Source organism: Reyranella sp. (assembly GCF_965229815.1).
Lineage (GTDB): Bacteria > Pseudomonadota > Alphaproteobacteria > Reyranellales > Reyranellaceae > Reyranella.
In genome coordinates, this window is record NZ_CBDDJN010000006.1 from 3049670 (window position 1) to 3068974 (window position 19305).

Sequence of the window (19305 nt, forward strand, 5' to 3'; positions counted from 1 at the left end):
GCGTAGGAGCGGGTGAGTCCTATTCGAGAACGATCCTCGGGAAATAGAACGACACGACCCAGTTGGGCACGTCGACGATCGAGCTGATTCGCAGGTCGGCACAGACGCTGCACAGCATGTAGGCATCGATCGCCGAATAGCCGTAGCGACGGGACAGCAGCTCCACCATCTCGGACACCGCCATGCGGGCGCCGGCCATCAGGTCGGGGCCGATGCCGGTCGTGACCTCGTAGCCCTTCTTGTCGAAATGGTCGGAGACCGGCCCCGGCGTGACGTAGCGCGGCATGCGGAGGTTGGCGCCTTTCACGAGGTCGAACTTCAGCGCCACGTCGATCGGGCTCTCGATGGCCGTGCCGCAGACCTCGCCGTCGCCCTGCGCGGCGTGGGTGTCGCCGACCGAGAACAGCGCGCCCGGGACCTCGACCGGCAGCCAGAGCTCCGTGCCCTCGGCGATGTCGCGGACGTCCATGTTTCCGCCCACGTTGCGCGGCGGGATGATGCTGTGAAGGCCCGGCGCCGCCGGCGCCACGCCGATCGTGCCGGTGAACGGCCGCAGCGGCACGCGGCCGCCGGGACCGTAGAGGGCCGGCTTGAGGCTGGCGTCGTAGTGCCAGTGATGCAGCCGCGCGTCGGGGAACTGGTCGGCCAGCAGGCCGAAGCCGGGGATGTTGCCGGTCCACCCCCAGCCCGAGGGCCGGAACGACAAGAGCGTCACTTTCAGCGCATCGCCCGGCTCGGCGCCGTCGATGTACACCGGGCCGGTCACCGGGTTGACGCGCCCGAGATCGAGTTTGGCGAGATCGGCCTCCGTCGACTCCCGCGAGAGCTGGCCCGACGAGGCGTCGAGCGTCTCGAACTCGACGGTCTCGCCGGGCTTGATGGTGATGCGCGGCGCGAAGCTGTTGTCCCAGCCGTGATGGATGCAGTCGCGATGGATCGTGTGTCTGCCGTGTCCGTTCATGGTCCGCTCCATCAGACCGCGACCGTGAGCGCGCCGTCGATCACCAGGTTGGTGCCCGAGATGCGGCTCGCCATCGGGCTCGAGATGAAGACGACGCCGTTCGCCACCTCCTCGGCCGTGCCGAACTTTCCTGTCGGATTGACCTTGAGGGTCGAGGCGAAGAGGTCCGGCATGTTCTTCTCGATGTTCTGCCAGATGCCGCCGTCGAAATAGGTGTTGCCCGGCGACACGCAGTTGACCCGGATGCCCTTGCCGACGAGCTGGCGGCTCAGCCCCTTGGCATAGTGGATCAGCGCCGCCTTGATGGCGCCGTAGGAACCGGCGGCGAAATCGACCTCGAAGCCCGAGACGCTGGAGATCAGCACGATCGAGCCCGAGCTGGATTTCTCGAGGAAGGGCACGGCCGCCTGCACGGCGTTCACCGTGTGCATCATGTCGACCGAGAACGACTTCTGCCAGCTCTCGGCCGTGTCACCGACCGCGAGCGCGCTCACGTTGCAGACCAGGGCGTCGAGGCCGCCCAGCGCGGCGGCGGAAGCGGCGACCCAGGCCGCGAGCGCCGGCGCATCGGCGACGTCGAGCGCCTGGCCGAAGCCCTTCACGCCCTTGGCCTTCAGGGCCGCGACCGTCGCATCGACCTCGCCCGCGTTGCGGGCGCAGACCGCGACGTCGGCGCCCTCCGCGGCGAAGCCCTCGGCAATGGCGCGCCCGATGCCCTTGCTGCCGCCGGTGACGGCGACCTTCTTGCCCTTCAGACCGAGATCCATGGTCAGTCTCCCTCGACCGGCGCTGCCAGATGACAGCTCACCTTGCGCCCGCCCGGCAGCTCGGCGAGCGCCGGATGGGTGCGCTCCAGGCATTGTGGCTGGCGCGAGGGGCAACGGGAATAGAAAGAGCAATGGCGCGGCGGGTCGACGAACGAGGGCAGCTCGCCGTCCCGCACCTCGATCTCCGGGATGAGGGCACGGTCGGATTCACGCACCGCCGGGATCGCCGACAGCAGCGTGCGCGTGTACGGATGCTGCGGATCGGTCATGAGCTGGTCGATCGTCCCGACCTCGACGATCTTGCCGAAGTACATCACCGCCACCCGGTCGGCGATCGCCCGCACCACGCCGAAATTGTGCGTGACGAGGACGTATGTGAGCCCGCGCTCGCGCTTCAGGCTCATCAGCAGCGCGAGGATGCGCGCCTGCACCGAGACGTCGAGGGCGGAAGTCGGCTCGTCGAGCACGAGGACCTGCGGCTCCAGCGCCAGCGCGCGGGCGATGTTGACGCGCTGCTTCTGGCCCCCGCTCAGCGACACCGGATAGCGCTGGGCGAAGTCGGGCGGCAGGTGAACCGCCTCGAGGAGCTCGGCGATGCGGCGGGCACGGTCGCCGCGGCCGCGCATGCCGGCGAGCTTGAGCGGCAGGGCCACGATCTCGCCCACCGTCTGGCGCGGGTTGAGCGACGAGCCGGGATCCTGGAACACGATCTGGATCTGCCGCCGCAGGCTGCGCAGGTCGAGACCGCGCTCGCGCGAGATCTCCTCGCCGCCGAGCAGGATGCGGCCCTGGCTCGGCACGGTGACGCGCGCCAGCAGGTTGGCGAGCGTGGTCTTGCCCGACCCCGATTCGCCCACGATGGCGAAGACCTCGCCGCGGGCGATGTCGAGCGACACGTCGTCGACGGCGCGCAGCGAGGCCGACTGAAGGCCGAGCCCATCGCCCTTGCGGCGGACCTTGAAGGCCTTGGTGACGGTATCGGCACGCAGGTAGCCGGGGACGCTCACGCCGCTTCCTCCTCTTCGAACAGCCAGCAGGCGACCCGCCGCCCGGGTTCGGGCTCGACGCGCGACGGCGTGCGCCGGCAGCGCTCGAAGGCGTCGGGGCAGCGCGGCGCGAAGCGGCAGCCCGGCGGCGGCGCGAGATAGTCGGGCACCTGGCCGGCGATGGCCTTGGGCAGGCCCCCGGCCAGGGACGGGATCGCATCCACGAGGCCGCGCGTGTAGGGATGCAGCGGCCGGTCGAGCAGCGGGCCGGTCGGGCCGTCCTCGACCGTCGAGCCGGCATACATGACGTAGGTGCGGGCGCAGATCTCGCGGGCGACGCCGAGATCGTGGGTGATGTAGAGCCCGGCCAGGCCCTCGCGCTGCACGAGGTCGCGCAACAGCTCGACGGTGCGCTTCTGGACCGTCACGTCGAGGGCGGTCGTCGGCTCGTCGGCGATCATGAGCTGCGGCGTGCCGCTCAGCGCCATCGCCAGCAGCACGCGCTGCCGCATGCCGCCCGAAAGCTGCACGGGGTATCGGCGCAGCACATAGGACGGGTCGGCGATATAGACCTTCTCCAGAAGACTGGCGGCGAAGTCCCGGGCCCGCGCGACCACGGCGCGGGTGTGGCGCTTGCGGAAATAGGTCGAGAGACGCCGGTCGCTCTCGTACCAGACGATCATGTCGATCATCTGCGAGGCCACCGTGAAGGACGGGTTGAGGACGGCCGACGGGTCCTGCGGCACGTAGGCCACGAACTTCTTCAGCGCCTCGCGCTCGGCCGGCGCGATGGTGGCGAGGTCGCGGCCGAACATCTCGACGCGGCCGCCCGAGACCACGGCCGGCGGCATGGGCAGGATGCCGAGCAGCATCTTGGCCGTGACGCTCTTGCCGCAGCCCGATTCGCCCACCAGGCCGACGATCTCGCCGGGGTCGATGCGCAGGGTGACGTCCTTGATGACCCGCTCGACCCCGTCGCCGGTGTGGAAGTCGATGGCGAGCCCTTCGAGGCCGACCACCGGCGCCGCCGTGGCGAGCCCGCCCGGGGCCGCCGGGCGCGAAAGCGAATCGGGCATCACTCCTCGGAGAAGTAGTCGCGCAGCCCGTCGCCCAGCAGGTTGAAGCTGACGACGGTCGCGAAGATGGCGAGGCCGGGGAACAGCGACGCCCACCAGGCGTCCGGCAGGTAGTTGCGGCTGGCCGCCACCATCTGCCCCCATTCGGGGGTCGGTGGCCGGGCGCCGGCGCCCAGGAACGACAGCGCCGTGCCGGTCAGGACGGCGTAGCCGGCATTGAGCGAGATCGCGACCAGCAGCGGCGAGGAGATGTTGGGCAGGATCTCGCGGGCCATGATGTGGAGGTCGGAGGCGCCCAGCGACTTCGCCACCGTGACGTAGGTCTCCTGCTTGCGCGAAAGGGTCTGGCCGTGCGCAATGCGCGCGAAGGACCGCCACCAGACGAAGCCGATGGCGATCATGGCGTTCACCAGGCTCGGACCCAGCAGCACGGTGATGGCGAGCGCCAGCACCAGCGCGGGCACGGCGGAGAAGCCGTCGGTGATGCGCATCAGCACCTGCTCCAGCGCGCCGCCGTAATAGCCGGCGCACATGCCCAGCGGCACGCCGATCGTTACCGCGATCGCCAGCACGATGGCCGCCATCGACAGCGAGAGCTGCGCGCCCGCCATCACGCGGGTGAGCACGTCGCGCCCCACCTCGTCCGTACCCATCGGATGGGCGAGCGAGGGCGGCTGAAGGACGGCGTCGAAGTTGAGCGACTCCGCGACGTCGTCGGGATAGGGCACGATCCATGGCGCCAGCACGGCCACCGCCAGCAGGAAGAGCAGGCAGAGCGCGCCGGCCAGCGCCAGCCGGTTGCGGGCGAAGCGGGCAAAGCGGCGGCGGAAACCGGTCTTGCGGACCGGCGCCGGCTCGGCGGCGACATCGAGTGCGGTCACGGCCATGGTCTCACCGCTCCAGCCGGATGCGTGGGTCGAGGGCGACGTAGAGTTCCTCGGTCACGAAGTTGACGATCACGACGAACAGGCAGATCACCAGCGTGACGCCAACGATCGCGTTGTAGTCGTTGGCCAGGATGGCGTCGGCGCCGAAGCGGGCGATACCCGGCCAGGCGAAGACCTTCTCCACAACGAAGGCGCCGCCGATCATCAGCGGGAACAGGAAGCCGATCAGGGTCAGGGTCGAGGAGAAGGCGTTGCGCAGCGCATATTTATAGTCGATCAGGAAGCGCGGCATGCCGACGGCACTGCTGTAGCCGACATAGGGCTTGCCGAGCTCGTCCAGCATCGAGCTGCGGATCATGGAGGTGATCTGGGCGAGCGGCCCGACCGCCAGCACGATCGTCGGGGCGACGAGGTGCACGAAGGCGTCCCAGAAGGCCTGGCCGTTCCCCGTCAGCAGCGAATCGACGAGGTAGAGGCCGGTGATGTGGGTCGGCGGCGGCCCGGTCAATCGGCCGGTGATGGGCAGCAGGGCGAGCGATGCGCCGAGCAGGAGCTGCAGCATCAGGGCCGCCCAGAAGTTGGGGAAAGAGACACCGGTCAACGACCACAGGCGGCTCGCCTGGTCGACCGGCCCGTTGCGATGCGTGGCGGCGAGGATGCCGAGCGGCACGCCGATCAGGATCGCCAGCGCCAGCGAGCAGATCACCAGCTCCAGCGTGGCCGGCAGGCGCTCCCAGACGATCGTGCCGACGTCGCGCGGCTCCATCAGCGACACGCCGAAATGGCCGTCGAGCAGGCCGCGCAGATAGGCGACGTACTGGACGTGGATCGGCCGGTCCATGCCCATCTGGACCCGGAACTTCTCGATCTGCTCGGCGGTCGCGCCGTCGCCCAGTGCCGCGCCGACGGGATCGCCCGGCAGCACGCGCACCAGCACGAACATCATCAGCGAGACGAACAGCAGCACCACGAGCATGTTGAGGACGCGGCGGAGGAACCTCATGCCGCGTCCCCTTCGGCCCGCCCCGCCCCGGGATGCGCCGTGCGGGCGCCCCTCGGGACGGGAATGCGGTCGTGTCGGCCGGTCATCGAACGACCGTGCCTACTTCGCCTGGTTGGCGACGAAGTCGGCATCCTTGGTGTCGAAGCGGAACGTCTCGAAGCGGTACTCGTACTGCGAGGAGCCGCCGTCCCGGGTCGCCGCCTTGAGGTACTTCCAGCGCGGCTGCACGCGGATGTCGTTGTGCGAGAAGATGGCGGGCGATTCCGCCGCGATCTTCTTCTGCACGTCGCAGTACAGGGCATACTGCTCGGGCGAGCCGTCGGGCAGGAGCGCCGCCTTGTCCATCGTCGCGTTGACGTCGGCGTTCTCCCAGTAGATGCCGCCGCTGGGATAGGGCGAGCCCCAGCCCTTCTTGGTGTAGAACTTGAGCAGCGGCGCGGGATGGCGGACGCGCGCCGAGTCGTAGAAGAACACGAACGGATAGGCCGATTCGGGCTTGGTCTGGGCCGCCACGATGTCGGTCCAGCGCACCGTCTTGACCTCGGCGTTGAGGCCGAGCTTCTTCAGGTTGAGCGTCAGCAGCAGGCCGACCTTCTCGAAGGCCTCGGAGCCGGCCGTCGAGGCGTATTCGAGCTTCAGCTTCTTGAGCTGGTCGGCCGAGTACTTCGACTTCTTGAGATAGTCGGCCGCCTTCTTCATGTCGTACTCGTAGGTCGGGATGCCCTCGCACTTGCCGAGCAGCGTTTCCGGGACCGGACCCTTGAGGCGGACGCCGCCCGAATAGATCTTGTTCATCACCGTGCTGGCATCGAAGGCGTGCGCGATCGCCTTGCGCACGTTGACGTCGTCGAGCGGCGGCTTGGTGTTGTTCATCACCACGTAGTAGTTGTTCAGCGTCGGCCAGGTATCGACGGCGAACTTCGGGTTGTCGGCGAAGATCTTCACGCGCGGCGGCGAGGGGCTGACGAGGCTGACGTCGAACTCGCCGGCCAGCATCTTGTTCTCGAGCGTCACGATCTCCGGAATGATGCGCAGCTTGACCTCGAGCGGCGCGCCAGGCTCGAACGGCCGCAGCTTGTAGCCCTCGAAGGCCTTGAGCGTGAGGCCTTCGCCCGCCTTGAAGTCGGCGATGTAGTACGGGCCGGAACCGGCATCCTTGTTCTGCAGGTACTTGACGCCGTAGTCGCCGAACTCGCCGTACTGGCCCTCGGCCTTGTTCTCCATCAGCAGCTTGCTGTTGAGCACCTTGAGGTTCACCAGGGCACGGACGAAGGTCGGATCGACCTCCTTCAGATGGAAGCGCACGGTGTGCGGGTCGACGATTTCGATCTTGTCCTTGTCGACGTTGCGCAGATAACCGCCTACCAGGCCCGGCAGGGTCAGCACGCGACGCATCGAGAAGGCGATGTCAGCCGCCTCGACGGGCTTGCCGTCGTGGAACTTGAGGTCGTCGCGCAGATGGAAGGTGTAGGTCTTGCGGTCGTCCGAGGTGTCCCACGACTTGGCGATCCAGGGGACGACGCCCTTTTCGGGATCGGGGAAGACCAGCATGTCGTAGACGTTGAGGACGATGATGTTCTCGCCGTAGTTGGTCGCCCGCACCGGATCGAGCGTCGAGACCTCGAGCGTGAGGCCGGCCCGCAGCACGGGCTTGTCGGCGTCGGCCCGGGCGGCGGAGCATCCCAGGGCCAGGGCGGCGATCGCCGCGGTGATCGAAAGCGCTTTCAAGACTCTATCCTTCATCGCCAGGGTTACGACTTCTTCGACGCACCGACATAGTCGGTCGTGTACCAGGACATGTAGTCGCCGTAGGTGATCGGCTCGTACTCGAAGGGCTTGTCCGCCGACATGCAGGTCGGGATGCAATCCATGAGCCAGTCGCGGTTGACGTCGAGGAAGAACGGCATGGCGTAGCGCTCCTCCGGCGACAGGTTCACCACCTGGTGAGGCGTCGACATGCAGCGGTTGTTGCTCCACCGGCGCAGCATGTTGCCGCTGTTGACGACGAAGCTGCCGGGCACCGACGGGGCGTCGACCCATCGTCCGTCGCTGAGCCGCACCTGCAGGCCCTGCACGCGATTGTGGGGCAGCAGGGTCATGAACGAGGTATCGGTGTGCGGCGGCAGGCCCTGCTCGCTCTCGCCGAGCGTGGCCTGTCGCGGGTAGCGCGAGATGCGCAGCGTGTACATGGGATCGACGAAGGCGCGATCGAACCAGTCGACGGGCAGCTCGAGGGCCGTCGCGTAGAGCGGCAGCAGCGACTTGCCGAGCGCCTCGAGAGCACGGGCATAGGTGACCATGGCGTCACGGAAGCCCGGCGCGACGGCCTCGGGCGGCCACTGGTTCGGCGCGCGGAAGCGCTTGCCGGCCAGCACGTCGGGATGATCCGGCGCGAGATCGGCCTTCATGAAAAGCGACTCGGCGGCCGACCGCACCTGCCGTTCGTTGTTGAGCGTCGAGGTCGGGCGATTGTAGAGCGAGCGGATCGGCGCGTAGCCGATATTGTGCTCGTTCTTGAGCAGCGCCATCTTGACCTCGTCGGGCAGCGCAAAGAACTGCCGCACCGCACGGTATGCGCGATCGATCGTGTCCTGCGGCACGCCGTGATTGACGATGAGGTAGAAGCCGACATTCTCCAGCGCATGGCGCAGCTCGGCCGCGCAGTCCTCGAGGCCGCGGGCCTCGCCGTTCCGGAACGGCGCCAGGTCGATCACCGGGATCTCGTGCACGGGCCCCATCCGGACGGCCTGCACCGGTGTCATGTAATCCTTCATGTTCACGCTCATCACACCCTCGCCACGCTGCGCACCGTGTGAAGATCGGAGCAATAAGCATTCCAACGCGGCCGCCGGTCGCCACCGAAGCGCGGAAGCGGACATGCTAGGAACGAATATGTCCGCCCCGTGCCGAGACCGTTGGCAGATGCGCCCGCGCCGACGCCGACGCCCGGCAGCGAACAAAGGGAAGAAGGAGAGCGGTCATGCAGCGAGCACTCGACGGGGGCTGCCTGTGCGGCGCGGTGCGCTATCGCGTGACGGGCCCCGCGCTTTCGAGCGGCATCTGCCATTGCCGGACCTGCCGCCGGATCTCATCGGCGCCGGCTCTGCCCTTCGCAGGCTTTCCCCTCGCCGCCTTCTCCATCGCGAAGGGCGCGCCCGCCTCCGTCCGCTCGTCGGCCTCGGTGACGCGCCGCTTCTGCGACCGCTGCGGCTCGCCGCTCACCTACCAGCGCGACGACCAACCGGATGCGCTCGACATCATGACCTGCAGCCTCGACGACCCCGATGCGCTCCCTCCGACATTTCATGTCTGGACCAGCCAGAGACCGCCCTGGTCGGCGTGTGCGGACGGCCTTCCCGCATTCGAGACGACGCGGACGACGTCCTAGGCGCTTCCCTGCACGCGGCGGGAACGATCCGCACGCTGCGGCGTTGGTGCCCGACAGCGGAAGCGTGGCCGGGCTGCGCCAGGAGGACGCATCATGCTGAAGTGGGCTCTCATATTCTTCCTGATCTCGGTGGTGGCCGGCATCCTCGGCTTCACCGACATTGCCGCCGGCACGCGCACGATCGCCAAGTGGCTGTTCTTCCTCGCCATCGCGATCTTCGTTCTCTTCCTGATCCTGGGCCTGGTGGCCGGCGAAGCCCTGCTCTGATCCTCCGACCGGTGCGCAACAGGATCCGGGGCGGCGAGATGCGGCGTTGAAACCCGGCGCGACTCGCGCAAAATAGGCCTGCGCCACGAAAGGAGGAACCGATGGCCGCAGGAACGACAGGCCGAGCCATCGGTCTCGCACTGGTGTTCGGTGTCGCGACCGCCGGATCTGCGTGGGCACAGAAGGTGATCGACGGCGATTCGATCGAGCTCAAGGGCAAGGCCTATCGGCTGTACGGCATCGATGCCGCCGAGGAAGCCCAGTCGTGCGCCGACGGCTGGCCCGCGGGCGTTGCGGCCCGCAACTACCTCACCGAGCTGATCGGGGACCGCGAAGTCACCTGCATGGCCATGCCGGCCGATGGCGGCGACGAGACGATGGCGCTCTGCCGCGCCGAAGGCGTCGATCTCGGGGGCGCGATGGTGACGGGCGGGCACGCGCTCGCCTACGTGCCCTATTCGGCGCGCTACATCACGCAGGAGGATGCGGCGACGGCTGCGCGTCGCGGCCTGCATGGTCATCGCTGCCTGCCACCGTGGAAGTGGCGCCACCGCACGGGGGCTGACGGCTAGATTCCCATAAATCACAGGCGGCGGAGCCGGCGACCACATTGTCGCCAAACTCCCGCCTGAATCTCCTCGCCCTCGACGGCGTCCGATCACAAGAAGACGCCCGACACCCTGCGACCTGCCCCTCAAGGACTGCCGGGATGCCCCTCGACAAGACTGCCGGTCCACCGGTAGCCCTCACACGACGCCCGGGCCTCGCGCTGGGCGCCATCGCCCTGATCGCCGCCCTTGCCCTGGCGATCCTGCAACCGGACGCCCTCGCTCCGTCACGCGAGGCGGTCCTGCCCAATGCCTCGGCGCCGCGCCAGGCCGAGGCCGTCGTCGAGCAGACGGCGGCCTCGGACCTCGCGGGGGAGCCAACCGGGGAGAACCCGTCTGTCGAAGGGCCGGCCACCGACGCAGTCGTCGCGCCGCCGCCCTTCGCCGAGGCCCCCTCCGCAGCGGCCCCCGTCGCGGAAGCGCCGGCCGTCACTCTCGACAGGACCGCGCTGGCGTTCGGCCTCCGGCCGGATTCCGGCACGACCTCGCCGATCGAGCTGGCGGCGGTCTTCACCTTTCGCGAGCTGCCGCCTTTCGAGGGGCCGCCATCCATCGTTCTGCCCGATCTCGATGCGCCGACACCGGCGCCCTGGCAGGAGAAGGAAGTGGCCCTGGCCAAGGGCGACACCTTCGCCGGAGTTCTGACCGGGTTCGGGTTCGCGCCGCAGGACGTCGCGGCCGTCGTCGCGGCTCTCGGCAAGCATGTGCGCCTCGACCGCCTTGCGATCGGGCAGCGGCTGACCGTGCGCCGCGCCGTTTCCGACGATATCGGCGAAGGCGACGGTGACCGGCCGGTCCTCCTCGCGTTGTCGATCCGGCCGGAGGCGCACCGCGAATTCACGCTCGAGCGCGACGACAAGGGCGGTTACGCCGTCGACGAGAAGGAGTTCGAGGTCGAGAAGCGACGGATGCGGGTCGCCGGCCAGGTGGACGGGTCGCTGATCGGAAGTGCCGAGGCCGCCGGCGTGCCGCGACGCGCGCTCGCCGAAATGCTGCGGGCGTTCTCCTGGGACGTGAACTTCCAGCACGACATCAAGGAAGGCGATCGCTTCGACGTGCTGCTCGAGCAGGGCTGGACGAGCGACGGGCTGCCGGTCGACAGCGGCAGGGTGCTGTGGGCCGAGATCACCACCGGCGCCGGCCGCCAGACCTACGCCGTCTACCGCTTCAAGCCGCGGCAGGGCGACGAGTTCTTCTTCGACGAGGAGGGCCGCAGCGTCGTCAAGGCCCTGTTGCGCACGCCCCTCAACATGAGCCGCATCTCCTCGCGCTTCGGCCAGAGGCGACATCCGATCCTGGGCTTCACCCGGATGCACACGGGGATCGACTTCGCCGCGCCGCCGGGTACGCCTGTCCTGGCCGCCGGCGCCGGCCGGGTCGCCGAGGCCGGACTCAATGGCGGCTACGGACGATGGGTGAGGATCGACCATGGCGGCGGCCTCGCGACGGGCTACGCCCACCTGTCGCGCATCGCCTCCGGTGTGCGGCGCAGCGCGCGCGTCCGCCAGGGCCAGGTGATCGGCTATGTCGGCAGCACCGGCCTGTCGACCGGGCCGCACCTCCATTTCGAGCTGCATCGCAACGGACGGCCGGTCAATCCGCTGAACGTCGCCCAGACCGCGCAGCGCACCCGTCTCGCCGGCGCCGACCTCAAGCAGTTCCGGCTGCGCATGGCCGAGATCGACCGCTTGCGCACCGCCATGCCCGCCGAAACCGCCGCCGACCATCCGTAGCGAACCCGCCCGCTCCGCGAGCGGGTCGCCGGGCCGGCCGGGGCTGCGAATTCCCCGACGCCGACCAGCTGCACCCTTCCCTCGCTCCGCCCGACCGTCTAGCTAGATGGCCGGAGGAGTTCAGGGGGGAAAGGCCGATGTCGGGAAGCGCCAAGTTCCTGATGTTCGCCGTCGCGCTGGTCATCGGCGTCGGCGTCTATTTCGTCGTCCAGCGGGACGAGGAGCTGCGGTCGGCCGTCCCAGCGGCCACGCAACCGCCCGCGGCGGCCACGCCACCGCCGGCGACCACGGCCCCGGCACCGTCGACCCCGCCGGCGCCTGCCGCGGCCAGCGAGACGTCCGTCAGCGAGCTCTATCAATCCTGCGTCGGCCGGGCTTTTCCCACTCGCGCCGAAGCGGGCGACCGCGCGGCTGCCTGCTCCAAGGCCCTGCAGACCCGGCAGCTCGCGCCCAACCAGATCGCCCAGGCGCGACTGACGCGCGGCGTCGCCCGCACGCTGCTCGGCGACGGCGCCCTCGCGAGCGAGGACTATATCGACGCCGTCCAGCGCTATGACCAGCTGATCGATCCCCGCAATCCGAGCGCGCTCAACCTCTACCGCCGCGCCGCCGCGCTCGACGGGCTTGGCGAGACCGACAAGGCGCTCGAAGGCTACACCGCGGCGATCAATGCCGATCCCAAGGCCTCCCTTGCCTTCCTCGGCCGGGGCGTGCTGCTGGCCGTGCGCAAGCGCGCCTACAATCGGGCCGTCGAGGATTTCGACAAGGTGCTGGTCATCGACCCCGACAATGTCGAGGCGCTGATCGCCCGCGGCGAGGCCTTCAGCAACCTGGGTGACATTGCGCGCGCCATGAACGACCTCAACCGCGCCGTGACGCTGGCGCCCGGCCGGGCGGACGCGCGCCTGGCGCGCGGCCTGCTCGAGAGCAGGCGCGGTGACCGCGTGGCCGCCCGCAAGGACTACGAGGCCGTGCTGAGCGCCGACCCGCGCAACGTCGACGCGCTGGTCAACCTCGCCGCTCTCGACCTCGCGGTCGGCAAGGCGGACGCCGCGATCAAGCTCCTCGACCGGGCGCTCGCCATCGACGACAAGAATGCGCTCGCCTTCTACAACCGCGGCTACGCGCACTTTGCGCTCAGGCAGTACGAGCCGGCGATCGCCGACTACAGCTCGGCGATCCAGTTCGATCCGCGGATGGGCGTGGCCTACAACAACCGCGCCCTGGTCCGGGCCATCGTCGGCACCGATCTCGTGCAGGCGCTGGCCGACAGCGACGAGGCGCTGAAGCTGCAGCCGGCCAATCTCGACGTCCGCGACACGCGCGGCTTCATCTTCTTGAAGCTCGGCGATCCGTCGCTGGCGCTGAACGAGTACAATGCCGCCCTGACCTTCGATCCCAACCGCGCGATCTCGCTGTGGGGCCGCGGGCTGGCCGAGATCCGGCTGGGCAACACGATCGCGGGCAAGAACGACCAGGCGGCGGCGACCACGATCAACCCCGAGGTCGCCCAGGACTTTGCGATCTACGGCCTGCACTAGCCTCGAGCCTCCTCTGCGGCGCGCGAAAGACAGGTCCGCAGAGCGACGTTCCGACGAACGCTTTACGGACGGCATGACGGGCGTAGACTTCGCGGCATGCGGATCGAACGGCCTCATCCCGAGATCGGCGCCTTGGCCACCGGCGTCGACGTGCGTGCGCTGGACGACGGCGACTGGCAGACGCTCTATCGTGCCTGGCTCGACGGCATCGTGCTGGTGGTGCGGGACCAGACCCTCACCAAGGCGGAGTTCCTCGCCTATTCGCGGCGCTTCGGCCGCCTGAAGCCTCACCGGGTGCGCCGGACGCGCGACCCGGAACATGCGGAGCTCACCGTGATGGGCATCGGCACGCGCAAGGCGGATGGGCGGGTCGACGCGTCGATCTACAACCGCGGCGGCCACTGGCACACCGATTCGCCGTGGGACGACGAGATCTGCAAGGGCACGCAACTCTACGGCGTCGCCATCCCCTCGAGTGGCGGCGACACGGCCTTCGCCAGCATGTACGCGGCCTACGATGCCCTGCCCGACGATCTCCGACAGCGCATCGCCGGCCTCGAGGCCGAGTACATCTATGGCGGCCGCAAGCGCGAGGGCCACGACCTGCTGGAACCCGAGGATCGCGAGCGGCCGCCCGCGGTCCATCCGCTGGTCCGGCGGCACGAGGAGACCGGCCGCCTGTCGCTCTATGCCAATCCGCACCATATCGTACGCATCCGGGGGCTGAGCGAAGCCGAAAGCGACGCGCTGGTGCGGACACTCACGCCCTACATGGTCGAGACACCGGTGCAGTACCGGCACGCCTGGCGCAAGGGCGACATCGTGATCTGGGACAATCGCTGCGGCCTCCACAGGGCATGCGGCGGCTATCCGATCGACGAGGCGCGCATCCACTGGCGCACGACCATCATGCAGGACGGCGTTCCGCAGCGGCTCGCTGCATAGCCATGGTGGCCCTCAGCGAACGAACGACGATCGCCGTGCCGGCCGCCGATGTCTGGCCGTTGCTGCGCGATCCTGCGCTGGTCGCCTCGTGCATTCCCGGCGCGTCGCTCGCACCGGACCTGGGCGACGGCCTGTGGCGCGGCTCGATCCGGGTGAAGTTCGGTCCCACCGTCGCGCAGTTCCGCGGCGAGGCCAGCCTCGCCTTCGACGACGCCGCACGCACCTGCACGATCGAGGGCCGCGGCATCGACGGCCGCGGCGCCTCGCGGGCGCTGGCCAACGGGATCGTGCGCGTCTCCGGCGACGCCGAGACCGAGCTCACGATCGACGGCACCTTCACGGTGAGTGGACCGCTCGAGACCTTCGCCAATGCCGGCGGCGTCCACGTCGCGCGGGCCCTGCTGGGCGAGTTCTCCGCCAATCTCTCCCGGCTGGTGGCCGAGCGCGCACCGGCGACCGCGGAGCCGATTCCATCCGGTGACGCGCCCGCCGACGCCGTGCCGACGCCCGCGGCAACGATGCCAGACGCGGCCGCGCCGTCGCCTGCCGCTGCGCCGCCGCCCTCGCCGGCGCCGGCCGCCGAACTGAACGCCGGCCGCCTCCTGTGGCAGGCCTTCCTGTCATGGCTGCGGGGACTGACCGGCAAGGGGGAGAAACGAAGATGAGCAAGCTGCAAGTGTCGGACATGCTGGCCCGGGCGTTCGCCGCCGAAGGGGTCGAGGTGCTGTTCACCCTGATGGGCGATGCCAACATGTACTGGTCGGTGGCCATGTCGCAGTTGCCCGGCATGCAGGTGATCCACGCCCGCCACGAGCATTGCGCGGTGGCGATGGCCGACGGCTACGCCCGCGCCACCGGCAAGGTCGGCGTCGCCTCGACGACCTGCGGCCCGGGCTTCACGCAGATCATGACGGCGCTCACCATCGCCGCGCGCGGGAACGTGCCGCTGGTCGTGTTCGCCGGCGATTCGCCGATCGCGGCCTCGTGGTACCTGCAGCAGATCGACATGGCGCCGCTGACGCTCGCCTGCGGGGCCCACTATGTCGGCGTGAAGCATGTCGACCGCCTGCTCGACAATGTGCGCGAGGCCTTCCAGGTGGCGCAGGCCGAGCAGCGGCCGGTCGTGTTGTCGGTGCCGATGGACCTGCAGAAACAGGCCTGGCCGCATCTCACCGACTACACACCCTCGACCGACCTGGTCCCGGCGCTGCAGCGACCGGTCCCCGATCCGCTGATCGTCGACCGCGTCGTCGACATGATCGCCGAGGCCGAGAAGCCGATCGTGCTGGCCGGCCGCGGCGCCATCCGCTCGGGCGCAGCGCCCGCGCTTGCGGCGCTGGCCGAGCAGTCGGGCGCGCTGCTCGCGACCTCGCTGCTGGGCAAAGGCCTGTTCGACGGCAATCCCTACGCGCTCGACATCGCGGGCGCCTTCGCCAGCGACTTCGCGCGCGAGCGCTTCGCGGAGTCGGACCTGGTGATCGGCGTCGGCGCCGCCCTCGGCCACTACACGACCGAGGGCGGCTATCTCTATCCCGCGGCGCGCACCGTGCAGATCGACACCAATCCCCGCGGCCTCTGGCAGGGGCTGCGCACCGCCGACCTGCACGTCCGGGCCGACGCCCGGGCCGCGGCCGAGGCGATCGTCGAGCGGATGAAGGCGCGCGGCGTGTCGCGCACAGGCTTTCGCACGCCCGAGATGGCGCGCGACATCGCCGGCGATTCGCCGGACTCCAAGGCTTTCCCCGTCCAGCCCAATACGGTCGATCCGCGCAAGGCGGTGATCGAGCTCGACCAGGTCGTGCCCAAGGACTGGGACATCGTGGTCGGCGCCGGTCACTATTTCAGCATGGTGATGACCCACATGAAAGGCCGCCCGGCCGAGCGCTACCATGTCGTCAACGACTTCGGCGCCATCGGCTCGGGCCTGCCGGCGGCGATCGGCGTCGCCACGGCGCGCGGCGACGGCAAGGTCATGCTGGTCGAGGGCGACGGCAGCCTGATGATGCACATCCAGGAGCTCGAGACGATCCGGCGCCAGGGCGTGCGGCTGCTGATCTCGATCATCAACGACGGCGGCTACGGCGCGGAGTTCCACAAGTTCCGCGCCAACGGCGTCGACCCGACGGCGGCCATTCACGGCCGCGGCGACATTGCCGGCATGGCCACGGGCTTCGGGCTGCGCAGCGCGGCGGTCACCGAGATGGGCCGCTTCGCGCCCCTGTTCCGCGAGCACCAGGCGGCCAACATCGGCACGCTATGGGACATCCACACCGACGACCTGATCCCGTCGCGGGCCTACCGCCGCATCCACTACGGCGAGGCTTAGTCCAAGGCCCCGTCCGGCCGGTCGCTCCGGGCGGAAGACCCGCCGGCGAGCCGGCGTCGGCGACGGCTGAGATGCCATGGTCTTTCCCCCCGGCATCGACGACAATGACGCGGGGCACCGACCAACGACAAGAACAGCAACGCCCGTCTGGCCTCCGGCGATTGACCAAGGTCAAAGCCGGGCCGGCGCGGCCTTCCTATGGTGCCTCGAACGGAGGGGGCACCGAGATGGCGAAGCCGGACAGGGAAAGGCTGAAGCGCAAGGCCTATGAACGGGCATTGGACGACCTGCAGGTCGAGCTCTGCCACCTGCAGGACTGGGTCAAGGCCAGCGGCGAACGCATCGTGATCGTGCTGGAAGGGCGCGATGCCGCCGGCAAGGGAGGCCTGATCAAGGCCATCACCGAACGGGTAAGCCCTCGCGTATTCCGCGTCGTCGCCCTGCCGGCGCCGTCGGACCGGGACAGGACCCAGATGTACATGCAGCGCTACATCGAGCGCTTTCCCGCCGGCGGCGAGATCGTGATCTTCGACCGGAGCTGGTACAACCGCGCCGGCGTCGAGCCGGTCATGGGCTTCTGCACCAAGGAGCAGCACCGACGGTTCCTCGAGCTCTGCCCGGTCGTCGAGAGGTTCATCATCGACGGCGGCATCCGTCTCATCAAGCTGTGGCTCGAGGTCGGCCAGGACGAGCAGGAGCGGCGCTTCATGGCGCGGATCGACGATCCGATCCGCCAGTGGAAGCTGAGCCCGATGGATCTCGAATCCTACCGTCGCTGGTACGAATACTCGCGGGCGCGCGACCTCATGCTGGAGCACACCGACACCGAGGAGTCGCCCTGGCACGTCGTCCGCACCGACGACAAGCGGCGGGGACGGCTGAACGCCATCTCGCACATCCTGTCGCGCATTCCCTACAAGCCGGTCGAGAAGTCGAAAGTGACGTTGCCGGACCGCTCGGAGAAGCGGCGCTACGACGACGCTGCGCCCCTCGAAGGGCGGCGCTTCGTGGAAAGCCGGTACTGAGCGCATCGAGACGAGGAGAGAACGATGACCAACATTCTCACGGCGAAGGAACTGCAGCAGAAGATCGCCCTGGCCGAGGCCGCCAAGGCGAGCGCGGCGCTGAAGGCGCACGAGGCCGCGGAGCGCGAGAAGCACGAGATGATGGAGCGGCTCACGCGCCCGTCCGGGTTGAGCGACGACGAGATCGTCGAGAAGGCGGCCGCGATCGTCAATCGCGCCGTCGAGAACGGCCAGACCTCGGTCCAGGTCTTCCGCTTTCCCCATTCGATCTGCACCGACAACGGCCGCGCGATCAACCAGGCCGAGGCCGGCTGGGAGAAGACGCTGACGGGCGTGCCGAAGGAGATCTACGAGTTCTGGAAGCGCCAGCTCCAGCCACGCGGCTACCACATCCGCTTCGAGACCCTCAACTATCCCGGCGGCATGCCGGGCGACATCGGCATCTTCCTGAGCTGGGTCTGACGAACGGGCCGGCGCGAAACGCGGGCGTCACGCGGCCTTGATGTGACTAAACCAATCGGTTAAGTATTCGCCCCTGAACCGAGAGGCAGGGGATGAAGGTCTATTACGGTTGGGTCGTGGTGGCCGCGGGCGGGCTGATGGGCTGCGTCGCCATCGGCGCGGTATTCTCCCTGGCGGTGTTCCTTCAGCCGATGGCGGAGGCGAGCGGCTGGTCGCGCACCGGCATCTCCACCGCCATGACCATCGTCTTCATCACCATGGGCTTCGCGTCGTTCGCATGGGGCGCCCTCAGCGACCGCTTTGGGCCGCGCCCGGTCCTGCTGGCCGGCGGGCTGCTGCTGGGCCTCGGCCTCGCCCTCGCCAGCCGCGCGGCCTCCCTGCTGGAGTTCCAGCTGATCTACGGCATCATGGTGGGAGGCGCCGCCGGCGCGGTCTTCGCGCCGACGATGGCGAACGTCACCGGCTGGTTCGACCGTCACCGCAGCCTCGCCGTCTCCCTGGTCTCGGCCGGCATGGGCATGGCTCCCATGACCGTCTCGCCCTTCGCGAGCTGGCTGATCACGACCTACGACTGGCGCACCGCCCAGCTCGCCATCGCCGTGCTGGCCTGGACGTTGCTCGTTCCGACGGCCCTGCTGGTGCGCCGGCCGCCGGCTGCGTCCGCCGCGGCAGTGCCCGCGATGCCGCTGCCCGGCGCCGCGGATCCCGCGATGACGGCCGGCCAGGCCCTGCGCTCGCCGCAGTTCATCGTGCTCTCCCTCACCTATTTCTGCTGCTGCGCCACCCATTCCGGGCCGATCTTCCACACGGTGAGCTACGCCATCGCCTGCGGCCTGCCGATGATGGCGGCGGTCACGATCTACAGCGTCGAGGGGCTGGCGGGCCTGGGCGGCCGCATCCTTTTCGGCCTTGCCGGCGACCGCTTCGGCGCCAAGCGCGTACTGGTGATTGGCCTGTTCGCCCAGGCGCTGGGCGCCGGCGCCTATTTCTTCGTGCGGCAGCTCGGCGAGTTCTATGCCGTGGCCGCGATATTCGGCCTGATCTATGGCGGCGTGATGCCGCTCTACGCCGTCATCGCCCGCGAGTATTTTCCGATGCGCATCATGGGCACAGTGTTCGGCGCCTCGACCGTGTTCTCCAGTCTCGGCATGGCGCTCGGCCCGGCCGTCGGCGGCTGGATTTTCGATGCGACCGGCAGCTACGGATGGCTGTACATCGCCTCTTTCGGCATCGGCCTCGGGGCCGCGGCGATCGCGCTGGCCTTCCCGCCCCTGCCCTCGTCGCGACGCGCGGTGGCGCAGCCTGCCTGAGCCGGCACCGCCCGGCGAGA

General features: G+C 69.1%; 19 protein-coding genes. 11 read left to right on the forward strand and 8 right to left on the reverse strand.

Annotated features, from left to right (window positions below; translation table 11 throughout):
* Nucleotides 1–19: 19 nt before the first annotated feature.
* From ACO073_RS25960 to ACO073_RS25995, 8 genes are all read right to left on the reverse strand, one after another.
* On the reverse strand, nt 20–961 hold the full coding sequence (locus ACO073_RS25960; protein WP_422001602.1) for an acetamidase/formamidase family protein: 942 nt from the start codon (nt 959–961) through the stop codon (nt 20–22).
* Nucleotides 962–972: 11 nt separating this feature from the next.
* Nucleotides 973–1728, reverse strand: coding sequence for an SDR family NAD(P)-dependent oxidoreductase (locus ACO073_RS25965; protein ID WP_422001603.1), 756 nt, complete (start codon nt 1726–1728; stop codon nt 973–975).
* A 2-nt stretch (nt 1729–1730) separates the two neighbouring features.
* Nucleotides 1731–2735 (reverse strand): oligopeptide/dipeptide ABC transporter ATP-binding protein, encoded by a 1005-nt coding sequence (locus tag ACO073_RS25970; RefSeq protein ID WP_422001605.1) that lies wholly within the window; start codon nt 2733–2735, stop codon nt 1731–1733.
* Complete coding sequence (locus ACO073_RS25975) at nt 2732–3790, reverse strand: ABC transporter ATP-binding protein (RefSeq protein ID WP_422001607.1); 1059 nt, start codon at nt 3788–3790, stop codon at nt 2732–2734. Before ACO073_RS25975 ends, ACO073_RS25970 begins: the two co-directional genes overlap by 4 nt.
* Complete coding sequence (locus ACO073_RS25980; protein WP_422001609.1) at nt 3790–4677, reverse strand: ABC transporter permease; 888 nt, start codon at nt 4675–4677, stop codon at nt 3790–3792. Before ACO073_RS25980 ends, ACO073_RS25975 begins: the two co-directional genes overlap by 1 nt.
* Nucleotides 4678–4681: 4 nt before the next feature.
* Complete coding sequence (locus ACO073_RS25985) at nt 4682–5680, reverse strand: ABC transporter permease (RefSeq protein WP_422001610.1); 999 nt, start codon at nt 5678–5680, stop codon at nt 4682–4684.
* 99 nt (nt 5681–5779) lie between these two features.
* A complete protein-coding gene (locus ACO073_RS25990) occupies nt 5780–7408 on the reverse strand; it encodes an ABC transporter substrate-binding protein (protein ID WP_422001612.1) in 1629 nt (542 codons plus the stop codon).
* A 23-nt stretch (nt 7409–7431) separates the two neighbouring features.
* Complete coding sequence (locus tag ACO073_RS25995; RefSeq protein WP_422001614.1) at nt 7432–8466, reverse strand: isopenicillin N synthase family dioxygenase; 1035 nt, start codon at nt 8464–8466, stop codon at nt 7432–7434.
* Nucleotides 8467–8660: 194 nt separating this feature from the next.
* On the opposite strand from ACO073_RS25995, the gene ACO073_RS26000 reads away from it, so the two are divergent.
* The 11 genes from ACO073_RS26000 (at nt 8661) to ACO073_RS26050 (ending at nt 19285) form a co-directional block, all read left to right on the forward strand.
* Nucleotides 8661–9068, forward strand: a complete 408-nt coding sequence (locus ACO073_RS26000; protein ID WP_422001616.1) for a GFA family protein — start codon at nt 8661–8663, stop codon at nt 9066–9068.
* Between the two features lie 93 nt (nt 9069–9161).
* On the forward strand, nt 9162–9335 hold the full coding sequence (locus ACO073_RS26005; RefSeq protein WP_422001618.1) for a DUF1328 domain-containing protein: 174 nt from the start codon (nt 9162–9164) through the stop codon (nt 9333–9335).
* Nucleotides 9336–9436: 101 nt separating this feature from the next.
* Nucleotides 9437–9907 carry a thermonuclease family protein gene (locus ACO073_RS26010; protein ID WP_422001619.1) on the forward strand — a complete coding sequence of 157 codons (471 nt, stop codon included), beginning with the start codon at nt 9437–9439 and terminating at the stop codon, nt 9905–9907.
* A gap of 137 nt (nt 9908–10044) precedes the next feature.
* Nucleotides 10045–11676 (forward strand): M23 family metallopeptidase, encoded by a 1632-nt coding sequence (locus ACO073_RS26015; protein ID WP_422001621.1) that lies wholly within the window; start codon nt 10045–10047, stop codon nt 11674–11676.
* A gap of 137 nt (nt 11677–11813) precedes the next feature.
* On the forward strand, nt 11814–13217 hold the full coding sequence (locus ACO073_RS26020) for a tetratricopeptide repeat protein (RefSeq protein ID WP_422001623.1): 1404 nt from the start codon (nt 11814–11816) through the stop codon (nt 13215–13217).
* A 96-nt stretch (nt 13218–13313) separates the two neighbouring features.
* Nucleotides 13314–14162, forward strand: coding sequence for a TauD/TfdA dioxygenase family protein (locus tag ACO073_RS26025; protein WP_422001625.1), 849 nt, complete (start codon nt 13314–13316; stop codon nt 14160–14162).
* Between the two features lie 2 nt (nt 14163–14164).
* Nucleotides 14165–14827, forward strand: a complete 663-nt coding sequence (locus ACO073_RS26030; RefSeq protein ID WP_422001627.1) for an SRPBCC family protein — start codon at nt 14165–14167, stop codon at nt 14825–14827.
* The gene (locus tag ACO073_RS26035; RefSeq protein WP_422001629.1) at nt 14824–16488 is read left to right on the forward strand and encodes a thiamine pyrophosphate-binding protein; all 1665 of its coding nucleotides are present in this window, start codon (nt 14824–14826) and stop codon (nt 16486–16488) included. Before ACO073_RS26030 ends, ACO073_RS26035 begins: the two co-directional genes overlap by 4 nt.
* Before the next feature lie 227 nt (nt 16489–16715).
* Nucleotides 16716–17513 (forward strand): polyphosphate kinase 2, encoded by a 798-nt coding sequence (gene ppk2 / locus ACO073_RS26040; protein WP_422001631.1) that lies wholly within the window; start codon nt 16716–16718, stop codon nt 17511–17513.
* A gap of 24 nt (nt 17514–17537) precedes the next feature.
* Entirely contained in the window at nt 17538–17975 is a 438-nt protein-coding gene (locus ACO073_RS26045; RefSeq protein WP_422001632.1) for a hypothetical protein, read from the forward strand.
* Between the two features lie 92 nt (nt 17976–18067).
* On the forward strand, nt 18068–19285 hold the full coding sequence (locus ACO073_RS26050) for an MFS transporter (RefSeq protein WP_422001634.1): 1218 nt from the start codon (nt 18068–18070) through the stop codon (nt 19283–19285).
* Nucleotides 19286–19305 lie beyond the last annotated feature (20 nt).